Below are 16,250 nucleotides of genomic sequence, written 5' to 3'. Positions count from 1 at the left end.
ACCCAGGAGTTATTACCGTGTTTAGTCGCCGCCGCATCAATCGCCGCGCAGGTGCCAAGCAATCCTTGGTACTCGCTGCCGTGGCGACCCTTGCCCTGACACCCGTTGCCGTTGTCGGCGCAGGTGCCGCTTATGACCTCATTGAGGAAAACGGCGCCGGCCCCATCGACCCGGTTGTCCAGAGCAAGTCGCTTGCAGACAGCGTCTCCGTTCTCGTCGAAGATGCAGCAATCGCAACGCAGTCGCTTGCCGACGAAGCTCATCCCAACCGCGGTGTCGTCAAGGAAATTACCTCCGATACTGAGTTTTCCCAGTTTGCGCTGACGTGGGCCGGTGACCCTGATATCGCCAGCTTCGTCCGCGCCGAGCGAGCAGACGGCTCCTGGTCCGACTGGTTCAGCGTTGACCCGGACTACCCCGCTGAAGGCAATGGCAACGGCCTGAACGGAACGGAGCTCATCTACATCGAGCCAACCAAGCGCGTTCAGGTTTCCACCCACGGACTTAACATCTTCGGTCCGGGTTCCGGCGTGGATCTGAAGGACATCAAGGGCGCTGAGAAGCTGGATTTGTCCAAGCTCAACCTCGACGAGATTAATGCCGAGGGCGCCAAGAAGGCCGTGGAGGATGCAAAGGATTCCGCTACGGATGCGGCCAAGGATGTCGCCGAGGCCGCTTCCGACTACCAGCAGACTCCGGATGCAGCTCCTGGGGACGCACTCGATGACCCGACTGCTCCGAACGCTAACGACGCTGCAAATCTGGACTCGCCGAACCTCCCAGTGAAGTGGACGGACATCGAGCCGGTCGCCGATGAACTGCCGATCGACCAGGTCGACGCAGTGCTAATCGACGGCCAGGCTGCTGCATCCGGCATCGACCCAATTGTGGATGCCAAGAATGTCACGGGCATGCCGAAGGTCATTACCCGTGCCGGCTGGGGCGCCAACGAGAATAACCGCTGTAAGGGCGCGGACTACGACAGCAAGCTTGTCGGTGCCACCGTGCACCACACCGCCGGTTCAAACAACTACTCCGAGAGCCAGTCCGCTGGTATCGTCCGCGGCATCTACCAGTACCACGCACAGACTCTGGGCTGGTGCGACATCGGATACAACGCCCTTGTCGACAAGTACGGCAACATCTACGAGGGCCGCTACGGTGGGCTGGATAAGAATGTCCAGGGCGCACACGCAGGTGGCTTCAACACCGGCACTTTCGGCATCTCCATGATGGGTAACTACTCTTCGGTTGCTCCCAGTGAGGCTGCACTGAACTCGGTGGGCAATATGATCGGTTGGCGCCTGAAGGTCGCCGGCATCAAGCCGACCGGCCAGATCCAGATGACTTCGGGTGGCACCAGCTACTCCAAGTACGGATACGGTAAGCAGGTCACTCTGCCGACAATCTTCGCACACCGCGACGTTGGTAACACCACCTGCCCAGGTGATGCTGGCTACACGCAGATGAGCAAGATCCGCTCGATTGCCGAGAAGAAGTACAACTCTCTCACCAGCGGAAAGATTGATAATGAGGGCCCTGACGGCTTGATCGACCTCCTCGTTCCGCAGGATGAAAAGGACGATAAGACCGCCGAGGACACAGACTCGCAGTCGAGCACGTCGACCTCGACCACTTCGACCACCTCGGCATCCACGGGTACGTCCACGACCTCGTCCTCCGAGAAGTCCTCGAGCGCATCGAGCACCACTTCTTCGACAACGTCGAGCTCCGACTCGACCACCTCGGGTACTTCGAATACCTCGGAGCCAACCGACGCCACGAACACCGGTGACACTGCTACGGCTGACTCCTCCGCACCGTCGGCAAGCGAGCAGAGCAACTCCTCCTCGCCGAGCGCATCCGACGAGCAGCAAAAGGCACAAGCTCTGGAGACAGTCTCGGGTGCACGTTCGATGCTGGCCTCGGCGCTGGGCATGCTCGGCGCACCGGGGCTCGGACAGACCGCCGATGCGATTCTGGGTGCCGTTGGACGCTCGATTGAAAACGGCCCATCGATTGCTGACCTGCCGGTCCTGATTGACCAGATTATCACTATCAATGAGCAGAACGACCTGGCTGCCGAATGGCGCCAAGTCTCCGAGGAAATGGGCTCCGTTCTCGGTTACGCAATGTCCGGTATCCAGAGCGGTTCTACCGTAGCGAACAATGCTGGCCAGGCCGATGCCCTGCGCTACGTGAAGTTCTCCAACGGCGTAATCACCGACTCCGACACCACCGGCGCGCACGCTATCTGGGGCAAGATTGCTGATGAGTGGGCCCGCCAGGGCTTCGAGGTCGGCAAGCTGGGTGCCCCGACGAAGACCCAGGTGGTCGATGGAAACATCGAGCGCGCTGAGTTCCAGAACGGTTCAATCACCTTCGACCGCACCACCGGCGAAGTCAAGACCGAGCTGAAGTAAACGCTGTCGAGCGCTGGGTGAGCTAGCTGGCGCGGGAAAACCTCGAGGCTAGCTAGAACCAGCGCTCCAGCACACGAGCAACACCGTCATCATCATTGGTGGCGGTGATTTCGTCTGCAATCTCCTTGACGTTGTCAGCCGCATTGCCCATGGCCACACCCGTGCCCGCCCACGACAGCATCTCGATATCGTTCGGCATGTCACCGAAGCAGACCACATCTTTCGCGGTCGCTCCGACCAGTTCAGATACGTATTCCAACCCGGCGCGCTTAGTCACGCCCGGCGCGGACACTTCCAAAAGCCCGTCCGGCATGGAGTAGGTCACGTGCGCCAAGCTCGCGTCAATTGCGGAAGCGACCAGCTCATATAGCTGGGCACTGTTCACATCTGAGTTTCGCAGCAAGAGTTTCGTCGCGGGTTCTGACAACACGGCCTCTTCAGCAAGCTCACCGTGCTCATCCGATTCCCACGCATGGTCATAGGACGGCGCCACCACAAAAAGCTCATCGATGGCATCATTCGCCGACGTCCCAGCGCGCTCTGCCGCAATGCCGATTCCACCGATGGATCGCGCCGCTTCGCGCGCATGCTTGACGACGTATCGCAGCGTCTCCGGCTTCAGTGTGTTGGCGGCAACCACTTCATCACGGCCGGAGTCGTAAATCACGGCGCCATTGGCACACACGCACAACGGCTGAACCGGCAGCTGCTCGAGCACTGGTTGCAACCACCGAGCCGGCCTTCCCGTGGCCAGCACCAACGGGGTTCCGCGGCGTAGCATTCGCGTGACGGCCTGTCGCAGGCGGGGAGTTACCCGCTCCCGCGAGTCGATGAACGTCCCGTCAATATCCGAAGCTACGAGTAGTGGGTGTAGTCTCTCGGTCACTTCGAACTACTTGCCGTCCTCGCTGTTGTCATCTTCACCGTCATCGCAGAACCGGTCGTGCAACAACTGCAGCGTTGCGGCTACTCCCCCATGCTCGACAGTGTCAATTACCCAGTCCGCGTTCTTCAGCAGGGACCAGTCCGCATCGGCCGTAACTACCGGCATGCCGACACGCTGTGTGGCTTCCTCAAAGTTCGAGCGACCGGCGAAAAGAATCGCGGTTTCTTCCTTGCGAGCCTGCTTGCGCAGCGTGCTAACCACCGCATTTGTGACGTCCAGTTTGCTGGCGCCCTCCGGGAGTTCCACGACCTGCAGGTCAACCGACTCCAAAGCCGATAGATTCGGCTTATCTCCCGGTTCGTGCAGAACAACGATTGTGGCTCCGGCATCGCCGAGCTGCTGCAAGGCCTTCATGTTTTCTTCGCTGGTATTGCCCGCGTCGTCGGCAAGCGATGCGGGGTAATCGAAGATGAACGTCTCCGGCTGAGCGGTGATAAGCCTGTTCAAGCGCTGTGGAAGCTTGTCGCGGATCATCATCGACTGGCCGATAAGACGGTAAACGGTCTGCTGCGTCTGTTCGACACCGGAGGCGGAGGCCTTCTCTAGTTGCACGTACGCTTCGCGGAAGGTCACGCGCATCGAATCCGTGGCCGTACGCACGGACTCCTTGCTCTCCTTAGCACCGGCGACAACATCATCAGCCATCTGTTCCACAGACTGACGGAACTGCGCCAACAAGGCGGTCGTCTGTTCCCTTCGGCGAGCAGACTCCGCGCTCATCGTTTGCGAGGCATCGAGGAACTGCTGCCTGGTCTGATCGCCGAACTCACGCGCACTATCGCCGAATTCACGTGCCGACTCGGCTAGCTTTTCCTTGAATACGGCCAGGTCACCGCGCAAATGACGGATACGCTGACGCTCTTCTTCGACTTTCAGGTCCTCTGCCTGGGCCTCTTCGAAAGTCGGTGCGCCGCCGCCAAGGCGAGCCGGTACCCAGTAGGCGCCCTTCGGCAGGGGACCTTCTTCAGCTGCATACTCGTCCCAGAGCTGACGGACACCCTGATCCATGATTTCGTGTAGCTTTTCGGTGGCTTCTGCCGGATCGCCCTCCGGGGTCCACGGCGGCAAAACCGTAATATGAATCGGAGTATTGCTGCGGCCGAGATGCTTGGGGTGCCCCTTCGTCCACACGCGCTGGGATCCCACAATCAGCACTGGGATGATGGGCTTGCCGGTGCGCTGCGCCATACGCACCGCACCCGACTTCAGATTCTTGACTTCAAAGCTGCGCGAGATAGTCGACTCCGGGAAGATGCCTACCAACTCGTCGTTTTCCAGCTTTGCGCAGGCCTCTTCGAAAGACTTGGAGCCGTCGGTGCGGTCGACCGGAATGTGCTTACAAGCACGCATGATTGGGCCTGCAATCGAATGGTCGAAAACTTCCTTCTTCGCCATAAAACGGACAAAACGACGATGCTTGCGGAATGGAAGACCGACATAGGTGAAGTCCATGTATCCGGTGTGGTTAGTAACGAGAACGGCGCCAGAGTCTTTCGGCACGTTTTCCCAGCCCTTAACGGTGAACTTCAAACCTTGGGCAAAGAAGACGGTGCGCGCCAATCCGATAATCGTTAAGTACACAGGATCCTTGAACATGGCCTTTACTCTACAATCTTTCGCACCCCTTAGCGGGGCAATATGTACTGGTATCTGAGACTCGTGAATAAATGTCGTTACAGGCTCATATTCATGTGTAAATGCGAGCGCAGTTCCAGTCATCGCCTCTCAAATACGCCACACGCCCGCCGTGCACCCATTGCCCACCCATCAGCCATCTTTGATACCCCCATTATGGGGGGGTTCATTGCCAGCCGACTTTCAGTCTAAAAGTGGAAAACCTCTATTAACATAGCCATCTACCTGCGGAAAATCGGACAACATTACTGGCGCGATTTTCGTGACTTTTTGCCCCATTATTTATATCTACGTAACCGTAGGTTGGCGCTCACAAGTAAGCCGAGTTTTGGTAACCTGAGCCGTGAGCCGAGAAATTCTCTTCGACGAAAAATCAACGCCCCCACCGGGAAGGATTGGAAAATGTCGTCCTCTTCATCTCTCGCCCCATCTGCAGTTCTAAATAAGGAACAGCATGAAAAGACCTGGGAGAAATTCGGTACCGAGCAATACGACGTCGTCATTATCGGCGGCGGTTCTGTAGGCGCTGGCGCTGCACTCGATGCCGCAACCCGTGGTTTGAAGACTGCGGTCATTGAAACTCGTGACTTCGCAGGCGGTACCTCCAGCCGCTCCTCCAAGATGTTCCACGGCGGTCTGCGCTACCTGCAGATGTTGGACTTCCGCCTGGTAGCTGAATCCCTGCGCGAGCGCGAACTGTCCATGTCGCACCTGGCACCGCACCTGGTTAAGCCACTGCGCTTCGTCTTCCCGCTGACCCACCGCGTGTGGGAGCGCCCGTTCATGGCATCGGGCTTCTTCCTTTACGACGTCATGGGTGGCGCCAAGCAGGTTCCAATGCAGAAGCACTACTCCCGCAAGGGAACCCTGAAGCAGGCTCCGGGCCTGAAGGAAGATGCCGTGGTTGGCGGCGTTCGCTACTACGACACCCTGGTTGACGATGCCCGTCACACCATGACTGTCCTGCGCACCGCTGCTCACTTCGGCGCTGATGTCCGCACCTCCACTCAGGTTGTCGACTTCGTGAAGGAAGGCGAGCGCATCGTCGGCGCGAAGCTCCTTGACACCGACACCGGCGCCACCACCACCATCCGCGGCAGCGTTTTCGTCAATGCCACCGGTATTTGGTCCGATGAGATTGAGAAGCTGGCTGGCGTCACGGGCAAGTTCCGCGTCCACACCTCCAAGGGTGTCCACATTGTTATTCCGAAGTCCGCTCTTGAGGGCTCGGTGGCAATGACCTTCGTGACCGAGAAGTCCGTCCTGTTCGTTATCCCGTGGGGTGAATACTGGATTATCGGTACCACCGACACCGACTGGACCATGAATTTGGCCAACCCGGCAGCTACCCGCGCTGACATCGACTACATCCTCGATCACGTCAACGCCAAGGTTCGCCGTCCAATTACTTACGACGACATCGTCGGTGTCTACTCGGGTCTGCGGCCACTGGTGGAAGGCGACTCCGACTCCACCACCAACCTCTCCCGCAACCACGCTGTTGCCCACGTTGCCCCGGGCATGGTTTCCGTCGCAGGCGGTAAGTACACCACCTACCGCGTCATCGGTGCTGACACCATCGACGCTGCAGTCCAGGACGTCCCCCGCAAGGTACCGGAGTCCGTCACTGCAGATGTCCCGCTGCTCGGCGCTGACGGCTACCACGCACTGAACAACCAGAAGCCAGCCCTGGCCAAGCAGTTCGGTATCACCGAGAAGCAGGTCGAGCACCTGCTCAACCGTTACGGCTCCCTCATCTACGAGGTTCTGGCTCCGACAGCCGAGGACAAGTCCCTGCTCGAGCCGCTGGAGGCTGCTGAGCAGTACATGCGCGCTGAGGTTCTCTACGCCGTGACTCACGAAGGCGCAATGCACCTCGACGACATCCTGGAGCGCCGCCTGCGTGTCTCCATGGAGTACGCACACCGCGGTGTCGACAGCGCCCGGGCCACCGCTGAACTGGTTGCCCCAGCTCTGGGTTGGGACAAGGACACGATGGAGAAGGAGATTAAGGTCTTCATCGAGCGTGTCGAAGCAACTCTGGCAGCTGAACGTGAGCTGACTGACAAGGCCGCTAACGAGATTGCTGCTCATGCAGTGGAGACTCGCGCGGACGTCGATGTCAGCCTCGACCGCTAGTTTGCCCCTCCCCCGGTGGCCGTACTAGTTAGTTCTTAGATGGCCACCAACGCTGTAGCCATAACGAAATAGCTTTCCCTCTTGGGAAAACGGCTTTGCACTTCAAGGGGCTAATGGGCTCGAAATAAAAGTGCCGGCGAAAAGAATCAGTTCTCGCCGGCATTTCTTATACCTAAAAGTTTACGTTGCACGATTCCTCGTGGCCTTTCCCGGTCACGACGCACAGAGAGTTTCACATCTCATGGAGACAATCACAGGATCCCAGGCATTCCTCTGGGAGTTTTTCGGAACCGCCATTCTAATTCTGCTCGGTAACGGAGTCTGTGCCTCTATCAACCTCCGGACTACTCGCGCAGCAAACGCTGGCTGGATGGGCATCGCCTTCGGTTGGGGTATGGCAGTTTTCGCTGGCGCATCGATTGCCGACGTATCCGGTGGCCACTTGAACCCAGCGGTAACCGTTGCCCTAGCAATCAAGGGCAGCCTGGCCTGGAGCCTGGTCCCTTACTATGTCGCAGGTCAGCTGTTGGGCGCATTCGTAGGTGCAATCCTGGCATGGGCCGCTTTTAAGCAGCTGTTCGACGCCAATGGTGTCGACGAAAACGGCAACCCAACCAATGCGAATGCCGAAACTGGCGGCAACTTCTTCACCGCGCCGGTTCACCCAAATAACTTTTGGAATGCCGTCACCGAGTTCATCGCGACCTTCGTTCTGCTCGCATTCATCCTGTTCGGCCCAGCCGGCGGCGAACTTGGCCCGCTGACCTACTTCGGTGTCTCGTTCATCATTGTGTCGATTGGTCTTTCCCTTGGTTCCCCGACCGGATACGCCATCAACCCTGTTCGTGACCTCGGCCCGCGTTTGGCCTACGCTTTCGTGCTCCCGATTAAGGGCAAGGGCGATGCGAACTGGGCCTATGCATGGGTTCCGATTGTCGCACCGATGCTGGCAGCCGTGGCTGCAGGCGCTCTTGCCTTTGCCATCGGATAACGGGAATATGAGAGATATCGCACAATAAAATATCGCAAGCCTGAACACTCACATTTACACACAATTTCGCTAGGAGTATCCCCCATGACGCACAGCAAATACGTCCTCGCCATTGACCAGGGAACTACTTCCACCCGCTGCATCATCTTCAACCATGACGCAGAAATCGTCACTGTTGCACAGATGGAACACAAGCAGATTTTCCCGGAAGAGGGCTGGGTCGAGCACGACGCTCAGGAGATTTGGACCAACACTCGTCGAGTAGTCAGCGAAGCTCTCGCCGATGTCGACATTGCTTCCCAGGATATTGATGCCATCGGTATCACCAACCAGCGTGAAACCACTGTCGTCTGGGACAAGAACACTGGTGAACCGGTCTACAATGCCATCGTCTGGCAGGACACCCGCACGAATGAGATCTGCAAGGAACTCATGGGGGATGAAGGCGCTGACCGCTGGCGTGAGACCACGGGCCTACGTATCAACTCCTACCCAGCTGGCCCGAAGGTGCGCTGGATTCTCGACAACGTCGAGGGAGCTCGCGAAAAGGCTGAGGCTGGCGATCTACTCTTCGGCACCATCGATACTTGGCTGCTGTGGAATCTCACCGGTGGTGCAGAGGGCGACAACGGCGAAGACGCAGTTCACGCAACCGACGTCACCAACGCCTCCCGTACTCTCCTGATGGACCTCAAGACCCTCGAGTGGGATGAGGACATTTGCCGTGAAATTGGCATTCCGATGTCGATGCTGCCTGACATCCGACCGTCGGTAGGCGACTTCGGCCGTATCCGCGCCCGCGGTTCTCTTGCGGAGCGACCGATTACTGGCATCCTCGGCGACCAGCAGGCCGCCATGTTCGGCCAGGGCTGCTTCGGCGAGGGCGACACCAAGAACACCTACGGCACTGGGCTGTTCATGCTAATGAATACTGGTGAGAAGCCGAAGTGGTCTGACCACGGACTCATCTCCACCGTCTGCTACCAGGTCGAGGGAGAGAAGCCGGTCTACGCGCTCGAGGGCTCCGTCTCCATGGGCGGCGCACTTGTTCAGTGGCTGCGTGACGAGCTGCAGATGATTCCGAATGCGGCATCCATTGAGAACAAGGCAAAGAGCGTCAAGGATAACGGCGGCGTGTACATCGTGCCGGCCTTCTCCGGTCTTTTTGCTCCTCGTTGGCAGCCGGACGCTCGTGGCGTCATCGTCGGTTTGACCCGTTTCGTCAACCGAAACCACATTGCCCGTGCTGTGCTGGAGGCTGCTGCGTACCAGACCCGCGAGGTCCTCGACGCCATGGTCGCAGAATCCGACACGGACATCACAACGCTGAGCGTTGATGGTGGCATGACCATGAACGAGTTCCTCATGCAGTTCCAGTCCGACATCCTGAATGTCGCTGTCACACGCCCGAACAACATTGAAACCACGGCCCTTGGTGCGGCATACGCTGCGGGCCTTGGCATTGGCTTCTGGTCGAACCTGGATGAGGTCAAGGCTCACATCACGATTGACAAGAAGTGGCGTCCGAAGATGGAGGCCGAAGAGCGCGATCGCCTGTTCCACCAGTGGAACCGTGCCGTTGAGCGCACCTATGGTTGGGTCGAGGATACGGATGCTGAGGAGGCACCGAAGCCTGAATAAGTCCTCGTAAGAGCCGAAAAATAGCCCGGAAAACCTATTCGGTTTTCCGGGCTATTTTTATTATAAATTCAGGGCTTGTTTGTTATAATAAAATTATTATAACTATCATCCACTCCTCGATTGAAAACAGAAAAGAGCAATCATGCGTCGCGCATCAATTTTCACTGCGAGTGTGACCACCGCCCTGACTTTGGCCCTGGCCACCCCGGCAGCATCAGCAGCCCCAACGGACTTCATCAAGAACCCGCTGGAACCAACTCCCGACCCGCAGTCCACTGCAATGGTCGAGCTGCCCACCACCCCGGCACCAACCACTACGGTTGACGGACGCCACGTTACGGTCACCGACGGCTACATGACCTCACAGGATGGCAAGGGCACCCAGATTTACTGGAAGTCCAACACCATCCCGAATGCCAAAGCCACTGTCGTCGTCGTGCATGGCGCTGCAGAACACCTGGGTCGCTACGAGTGGGTAACCGGCAAGCTGCTGAACGCCGGCTACAACGTTTACCGCATTGACCACCGTGGGCACGGCCACTCGGGCCAGGTCGAAGGAACCCCAGTTGCCCGTGGCCATATTGATGATTTCCACTCGCTTGTCGATGACCTGCACATGCTCGTCGAAAAGGCCAAGGCGGAGAACCCGAGCACGAAGACCTTCCTGCTCGGCCACTCCATGGGCGGCCTTGCCGTGGACTTCCACGGCATCAAGTACCCGGGCAGTGTCGATGGCATTGTCGCCAACGGTGGTGGCGCTCTTTTCAACCCCTACGGTGGCACGGACGAGGGCGAAACCATCACCCCAGAGGCCATGACCGATGTCCAGCGCGAGGCGCAGCCGACGATTTACCAGCGCCTGCCATTCCAGGACATGACCACATTCAACACTCGCATGCTCAAGGAAGTGCCGAACCGCACCGAGATGCGCGTGCCATCACTACCCGGCAGCGACTTGATTCAGCTTGGCAACCCGCTGGGTTCGAAGACCTCTTCTTCGCAGGCAGTGCGTGATGAGTACGAAACTGATCCGTACAACAACTCCAAGCTCTCGCTCGGCATGGCTCAGCAGATGGCTTTTGCCGCCACCTACAACGGCACCAACTCCGTCGACTTTGTTGAGCCGACCCTGGTCATGATGGGCGGCCAGGATGAGATTGTGCCGCCGTTCTTCTCGCGCGACTGGTACAACGGCATCTCGTCCACCGACAAGCAGCTGATCGAGTTCGAAGGCCAGTTCCACGAGACCTTCAACGAGCCGGCACAGCACGAGGCCATTGCGACGGCTATTGCCTGGCTTGATGCGCGTATCTAATTGAACGCTAAATAGGAACCGAACCGCTTCCTAGCAGTTACGAGTTCTCCATAGAGCTAACCCGGTGGAATGAGGGGCGATTGCCTTCTGGCAATTGCCCCTCATTTTCTTTGCCCTGCCCTCTCCGCGCCGTATAAAGCATGCAGTACTTGACAATACAAACTACTGTGCGTATAGTTGGTATTACAAGGTACTAGGTATGAAAAGTATTCTGCCTGGACAGATTCCTCCATACCGCCGGAAAGAAAGCACAACGCTATGCCCAAACGTCCACAGACACAACTGAAGAAAGGGGTACTTGAGCTCGCCATTCTCAAGCTGATTTCTCGCGAAGAGCTCTATGGCGCGGCACTCGTCGCAAAGCTCAACGCCTACCCCCACCTCAGCGCGCCCGCGGGAACCGTCTACCCCCTACTCTCGCGGCTGACCACCAACGGCTTGATTAGCAATCGCTGGGAGGAATCCCCCAAAGGGCCGCCGCGCAAGTACTACTCACTGACAGCCAAAGGAAAGCAAACACTCACGCAACTGCATCAGGACTTCATCGACCTATCCGCCGACATGACCGCACTATTTTCCGAGGAGCCCCAATGAACACCTACCTCACTGCCATTGACCACAAACTGCGCGAAATCGGCATATCGCACGCACAACGCAAGGCGATCATCGCCGAGCAGGAGAGTCTTCTGCAAGAGCTTAACGACGTCCACGCGGACCTGACCGAAGAGCTGGGAACGGCGACCGACTACGCAAATTGCGTAGCCGAACAAGTTGGCGAACCAAACACCTTGCGCAGGTACCTCTCCAAACCGCTTCGGGTATTTACCAAAAGCGGTCGCGCTTCCCTGTGGAACATGGACGACCCGCGGATCCTCCAACCTCACCTGTTGGGTTTTGGCTGGTCTATCAACTGGGCCGCAGTAGCGACCAAGCTGGGGATTGTCCGACCGGACGATATTGACGGTGAGGTTATCTCTGAAATTCCAGCTCGCACACTGCAGGCGACCGCTCTTCTCCCCGCGGCCGTGACGGTTGCGCACGGAGTCGCACTGGCTATGTCCTGGAAGCAGTTGCCTGCAGAAGTCCACACCAAATGGAAGCTAAACGGCGAGGCAGTTCAGAAGACAGCACCGAAGGAAACTCTGCTTCTTCCCTTCGTGGTTTCTACGGTCGGAGCTGGATTTTCAGCTGCTTCGCTGCTCAAGGCAGATGACCGTGAAGACGCGCTGCGCGTTGCGTCCCTAGGCGCGCTCGCAAGCACAATTGCGCCATCTCAGCTGATCGGCATTCTCACGGAAGAAAACTCCAAGCTCAATCCAGCATTTGTGCGAGCTGGCGTTGCCCTCACTTCGGCCGTGGCTTCGTCTGCCTGCCTCGTCCTGCCCCTCCGAGCTGGGCTGAAGGCTGCGTGGAAGAAAGCTGGAGCAGCTTAAATCACGGTGCAGGATACATCAGCAGGTGAAAGACACATCAGCAAAATTGCTGTAATCCCGAATGTTGTACACAACCTCTACCACCTCGAGTGAGGCTATCCCCCTGGTTCAGTTGTGTTTTCGGTTGTGTTTCTACTCTCAACCTTCCTGGTGTTTTTACCTTCTCAATCCCCCAATTAATTTTTTAGCGCAGCTAAACAAGTCACGCCTGAAAAAAGCCACTTCACGACACAGGCGTCACCTCATGCCAGCTGTGGAGGTGGCATGAGGTGACATAGGTGTCGTGAAGTCGCGGATGAACTGGGGCGGGGCCGCACCTGCTTAACCGGCTCGCTTAACCGGCTCGCTTAACCGGCTCGAGAACTTCCTTGCCCATCATGAACGGGCGCAGCGCCTCCGGAATCACCACAGAACCATCGGCCTGCTGGTGGTTTTCCAGAATGGCGACCAGCCAACGCGTCGTGGCCAGCGTGCCATTTAGGGTGGCGCAGTACTGAGACTTGCCATCGGCATCGCGGTAGCGGGTCTTCAAACGACGAGCCTGGAAAGTCGTGCAGTTCGAAGTCGAGGTCAACTCGCGGTAGGTGTTCTGCGTCGGCACCCATGCCTCGGTATCGAACTTGCGGGCAGCCGATGCACCCAGGTCACCACCAGCAACATCGATGATGCGGTACGGAACATCGACCGCGGCCAGCATCTCGCGCTCCATGTTCAGCAGCTTCTGGTGCTCTGCCTCCGCCTGCTCCGGCGGACAGTAGGAGAACATCTCCAGCTTGTCGAACTGGTGTACGCGCAGGATACCGCGGGTGTCCTTGCCGTAAGAGCCCGCTTCACGACGGAAACAGGAAGACCAACCAGCGTAGCGACGCGGCCCCTCCGACAGGTCAATAATCTCGTTGGAGTGGTAGCCGGCCAGCGCGACTTCCGAGGTACCGACCAGGTAGAGGTCATCTTCCTGCAGGTAGTAGATCTCATCGGAGTGCGCACCGAGGAAGCCAGTACCCGACATGGTCTCCGGACGAACCAGCACCGGCGGCACCATCAGCTGGAAGCCATTCTGAGTTGCCTTCTGAGCAGCCAGGTTCATCATGGCCAACTGCAGCATGGCACCGTAACCGGTCAGGAAGTAGAAGCGGGAACCGGAGACCTTGACGCCACGCTCCATATCAATAAGACCCAGCGACTCACCGAGGTCCAGGTGATCTTTGGGCTCAAAGTCGAACTGTGGAATCTCACCGATTTCCTCCAGCACGACAAAGTCATCTTCGCCGCCGGCGGGCGCACCCGTAACGATGTTGCCAATCAGGTACTGCAGGCGCTCGACCTCAGCCTCGGCTTCCTTCTGCTCCGCTTCGGCTGCCTTCACGGCGTCGGAAAGCTCCTTGGCCTTCTCCAGCATGGCCGGGCGCTCTTCCTTCGACGCCTGACCAATCTTCTTGCCGAAGCCCTTCTGCTCTGAACGCAGCGCGTCGGTGGAGGCAATAACCTCACGGCGCTTAGCGTCAGCTTCCAGCAGCTGATCGACCAATGCCGGGTCCTCACCACGGGTGCGCTGGGACTCGCGGGCTACTTCAGGGTTTTCGCGAAGAAATTTGAGATCAATCACGTCCCCTAGAGTACCTGGTTTACGTCGGCAAGCAGGCACAAGGCTTGCTAGAGTGCCGCTTCCGCTCCTGAGGCGACCAGCAGCGCGCCGAGGACGAGGAAGATCACGCCGGCGACAGTGTCAATCCACGGCCCTGCCAGCACCATTCGCTTGACGACGGCATCCGTCGACACCACGATTGCGATAAATAGGAAGAAAGCGATTTGGGAGACGATTAGCACCAACGTACAAAGCACAAGCGTCCCCACGGATGCGCCTGCGGGAATGAACTGTGAAAGCACTGCCGCGAGGAAGAGAACAATCTTCGGGTTCGACATGTTGGTGAAAAAGCCCTGGCGGAACGTCGCCTTCGGCGACCGGAGCGCCTCGCTTCCCAGGGCTGGTGCGGCACCGGCGCGCAGTTCGCGGAGAGTATTGATGCCTGCCTTGGCCATACTGATACCCATGTAAATGAGATAACAGCCACCGACAAGCTGGATTACGCCCATCAGCAAAGGATTGGCGGTGATGACAGCTGCGAACCCAAAAACTGTGAGGGTCATCCAGATAGTGGCGCCAGTACTGATACCCGCAACCGCTGCGATCGCGTGCTTTCGGGATTTGGTGGCAAGGCGCAGGATTAAGAAGACGTCAGGCCCTGGTGAGGCCATACCAATAATGTGGACGCCCAGCAGGCTGAGTAGTGCAGTCCAGGTCAAGACTCGTGTCCTCGGGTAGCGAACAAATACCGGACTATTGTAGTGCCTGAAGTTATTGAGCAAACTCGGACCGCAAACTCGGACAGAGCGTTACCTTGTCCACAGGCTCATTGGCGGTGCACAATGGGGTCACTATGGCTGATGACAATATGAACCAGGATCGCGAGCACGCTGCCGCCACAGACACTGACTCCGGTGCAGGTACTGGCGCAGATGCCAGCGCTGGTGCATCCTCCGCAGCCGGCAACGATGCCAACGCTTCGAATAACTCCCGTGGAAGCTGGGGAATGCGCGCTTTGTCGACGGCAATGCTGGTTGGCGCCGCGGGAATGGCATTCGCGCTGCAAGCGGGAGTCATCGAGCCACCGAGTGGGCCACTTGGGGGCAAGGGTTCGTCGGCAAGCGCGTCATCGTCGACAACGACGACCATCGTCGACAAGGAGACGACGGCGTTCACCAGCGCAACCGCGGGCAACTGTCTGGACTGGAATCTGGCAGAAGATTTGAATGTTTCTGACTTCCGCGTCGTGCCCTGTGAGCAGCCGCACGCTTATGAGGTCGCCAAGAAACTGAATCTCGCCGATTACGAGGAACATCCGGGGCAATACGCCAAAACTGCCAACTACCCGACAGCGGACAATTTGGTGGCTCTGCAAAATGGCGTGTGTCGCAACACTGTGACTGAATACCTGGGCGGCCAGTACGATCCAGACGGTCGATTTATCACGGCGCCGATCATTCCTTCACCTAGCCAGTGGGAAAAGGGTGACCGAACCTTCCTGTGCGGTATCCAGGTCGTCGATGAAGACGGCAACACGGCGCACATGTCCGGTCCTGCGGCCGGGCAGGACCAGTCCCGCGTGTTCGAGGGCGGCCGCTGCGTGACATTGGACGAAAACGGCGCCATCCGCCAGGTGCCGTGCGTGGAAGATCATCTGATGGAGTCGACGGGAGTTGTCAATCTCCGCGACCATTTCGGTGACAACGTCCCCACTGACCAGGAGCAAAATGATGTGCTCGCGGAACAGTGTGTGACTCTCGCGCAGAATTACCTCGGCGGTGACGACCCGCTGTATAACTCCACGCTGCTGCCATTTTGGACATCACTGTCGCAGGAGTCGCTCAATGCCGGCTCGCGCAGTGTGAACTGCTGGTTGATTAAGGACAATGGCCAGGGCGGGTTCTCCACTCTCAACGGCCACGCTAACGAGTCCTTCACTATCGACGGCCAGCCGCCCGTAGCTCCGCCACCGCGCAATCCGCTGCGGGAGGAGCAGGGTGACGCTGGCGCTGGCGCTGGCACAGGTGACGTCGGTGAGGTCGGTGCCGACGGTACTGGCGCAGGAGCAGGCGCTGCGGATAACGCAGTCGCTCCCGCCGGACAATAGAACAATCGGCCAGTAAAACAAGAGGACATTGCGAG

At 58.3% G+C, this 16,250-nt stretch carries 12 protein-coding genes; 8 read left to right on the top strand and 4 right to left on the bottom strand.

Going from position 1 to position 16,250, the window contains the following annotated elements:
- Positions 1-17: 17 nt before the first annotated feature.
- On the top strand, positions 18-2,423 hold the full coding sequence (locus tag HMPREF2562_RS09915; RefSeq protein WP_049190953.1) for an N-acetylmuramoyl-L-alanine amidase: 2,406 nt from the start codon (positions 18-20) through the stop codon (positions 2,421-2,423).
- A gap of 52 nt (positions 2,424-2,475) precedes the next feature.
- Here HMPREF2562_RS09915 and HMPREF2562_RS09910 read toward each other — a convergent pair whose 3' ends face one another.
- Both HMPREF2562_RS09910 and HMPREF2562_RS09905 read right to left on the bottom strand, forming a co-directional pair.
- The gene (locus tag HMPREF2562_RS09910; protein WP_070549941.1) at positions 2,476-3,309 is read right to left on the bottom strand and encodes a Cof-type HAD-IIB family hydrolase; all 834 of its coding nucleotides are present in this window, start codon (positions 3,307-3,309) and stop codon (positions 2,476-2,478) included.
- A 6-nt stretch (positions 3,310-3,315) separates the two neighbouring features.
- On the bottom strand, positions 3,316-4,965 hold the full coding sequence (locus HMPREF2562_RS09905) for a 1-acyl-sn-glycerol-3-phosphate acyltransferase (RefSeq protein ID WP_070549940.1): 1,650 nt from the start codon (positions 4,963-4,965) through the stop codon (positions 3,316-3,318).
- A 441-nt stretch (positions 4,966-5,406) separates the two neighbouring features.
- Here HMPREF2562_RS09905 and HMPREF2562_RS09900 point away from each other — a divergent pair, with 441 nt between their 5' ends.
- From HMPREF2562_RS09900 to HMPREF2562_RS09875, 6 genes are all read left to right on the top strand, one after another.
- Positions 5,407-7,143 (top strand): glycerol-3-phosphate dehydrogenase/oxidase, encoded by a 1,737-nt coding sequence (locus tag HMPREF2562_RS09900; RefSeq protein WP_016421655.1) that lies wholly within the window; start codon positions 5,407-5,409, stop codon positions 7,141-7,143.
- A 241-nt stretch (positions 7,144-7,384) separates the two neighbouring features.
- On the top strand, positions 7,385-8,134 hold the full coding sequence (locus HMPREF2562_RS09895) for an MIP/aquaporin family protein (RefSeq protein ID WP_172954626.1): 750 nt from the start codon (positions 7,385-7,387) through the stop codon (positions 8,132-8,134).
- 84 nt (positions 8,135-8,218) lie between these two features.
- Positions 8,219-9,775 (top strand): glycerol kinase GlpK, encoded by a 1,557-nt coding sequence (glpK, locus tag HMPREF2562_RS09890; protein WP_048732791.1) that lies wholly within the window; start codon positions 8,219-8,221, stop codon positions 9,773-9,775.
- A 142-nt stretch (positions 9,776-9,917) separates the two neighbouring features.
- Positions 9,918-11,090, top strand: coding sequence for an alpha/beta hydrolase (locus tag HMPREF2562_RS09885; RefSeq protein WP_048732793.1), 1,173 nt, complete (start codon positions 9,918-9,920; stop codon positions 11,088-11,090).
- A 258-nt stretch (positions 11,091-11,348) separates the two neighbouring features.
- The gene (locus HMPREF2562_RS09880) at positions 11,349-11,684 is read left to right on the top strand and encodes a PadR family transcriptional regulator (RefSeq protein WP_049190945.1); all 336 of its coding nucleotides are present in this window, start codon (positions 11,349-11,351) and stop codon (positions 11,682-11,684) included.
- Positions 11,681-12,523: a DUF5808 domain-containing protein gene (locus HMPREF2562_RS09875; protein WP_070549939.1), complete on the top strand. Its 843-nt coding sequence runs from the start codon at positions 11,681-11,683 to the stop codon at positions 12,521-12,523. The genes HMPREF2562_RS09880 and HMPREF2562_RS09875 overlap by 4 nt, the downstream gene beginning before the upstream one ends.
- 334 nt (positions 12,524-12,857) lie before the next feature.
- On the opposite strand, the gene serS is transcribed toward HMPREF2562_RS09875, so the two are convergent.
- Together serS and HMPREF2562_RS09865 are read right to left on the bottom strand one after the other, a co-directional pair.
- Positions 12,858-14,129: a serine--tRNA ligase gene (gene serS / locus HMPREF2562_RS09870; RefSeq protein ID WP_048731242.1), complete on the bottom strand. Its 1,272-nt coding sequence runs from the start codon at positions 14,127-14,129 to the stop codon at positions 12,858-12,860.
- A gap of 47 nt (positions 14,130-14,176) precedes the next feature.
- Positions 14,177-14,827 carry a LysE family translocator gene (locus tag HMPREF2562_RS09865; protein ID WP_016421665.1) on the bottom strand — a complete coding sequence of 217 codons (651 nt, stop codon included), beginning with the start codon at positions 14,825-14,827 and terminating at the stop codon, positions 14,177-14,179.
- Positions 14,828-14,961: 134 nt separating this feature from the next.
- Here HMPREF2562_RS09865 and HMPREF2562_RS09860 point away from each other — a divergent pair, with 134 nt between their 5' ends.
- Positions 14,962-16,215 carry a septum formation family protein gene (locus HMPREF2562_RS09860; protein WP_240593260.1) on the top strand — a complete coding sequence of 418 codons (1,254 nt, stop codon included), beginning with the start codon at positions 14,962-14,964 and terminating at the stop codon, positions 16,213-16,215.
- Positions 16,216-16,250: the final 35 nt, after the last annotated feature.

The sequence above is a fragment of the Corynebacterium sp. HMSC077G07 genome (genome assembly GCF_001809225.1).
Lineage (GTDB): Bacteria > Actinomycetota > Actinomycetes > Mycobacteriales > Mycobacteriaceae > Corynebacterium > Corynebacterium jeikeium_D.
The sequence above is the reverse complement of the archived record's forward strand: the minus strand, read 5'-3'. Positions and strand labels throughout refer to the sequence as shown.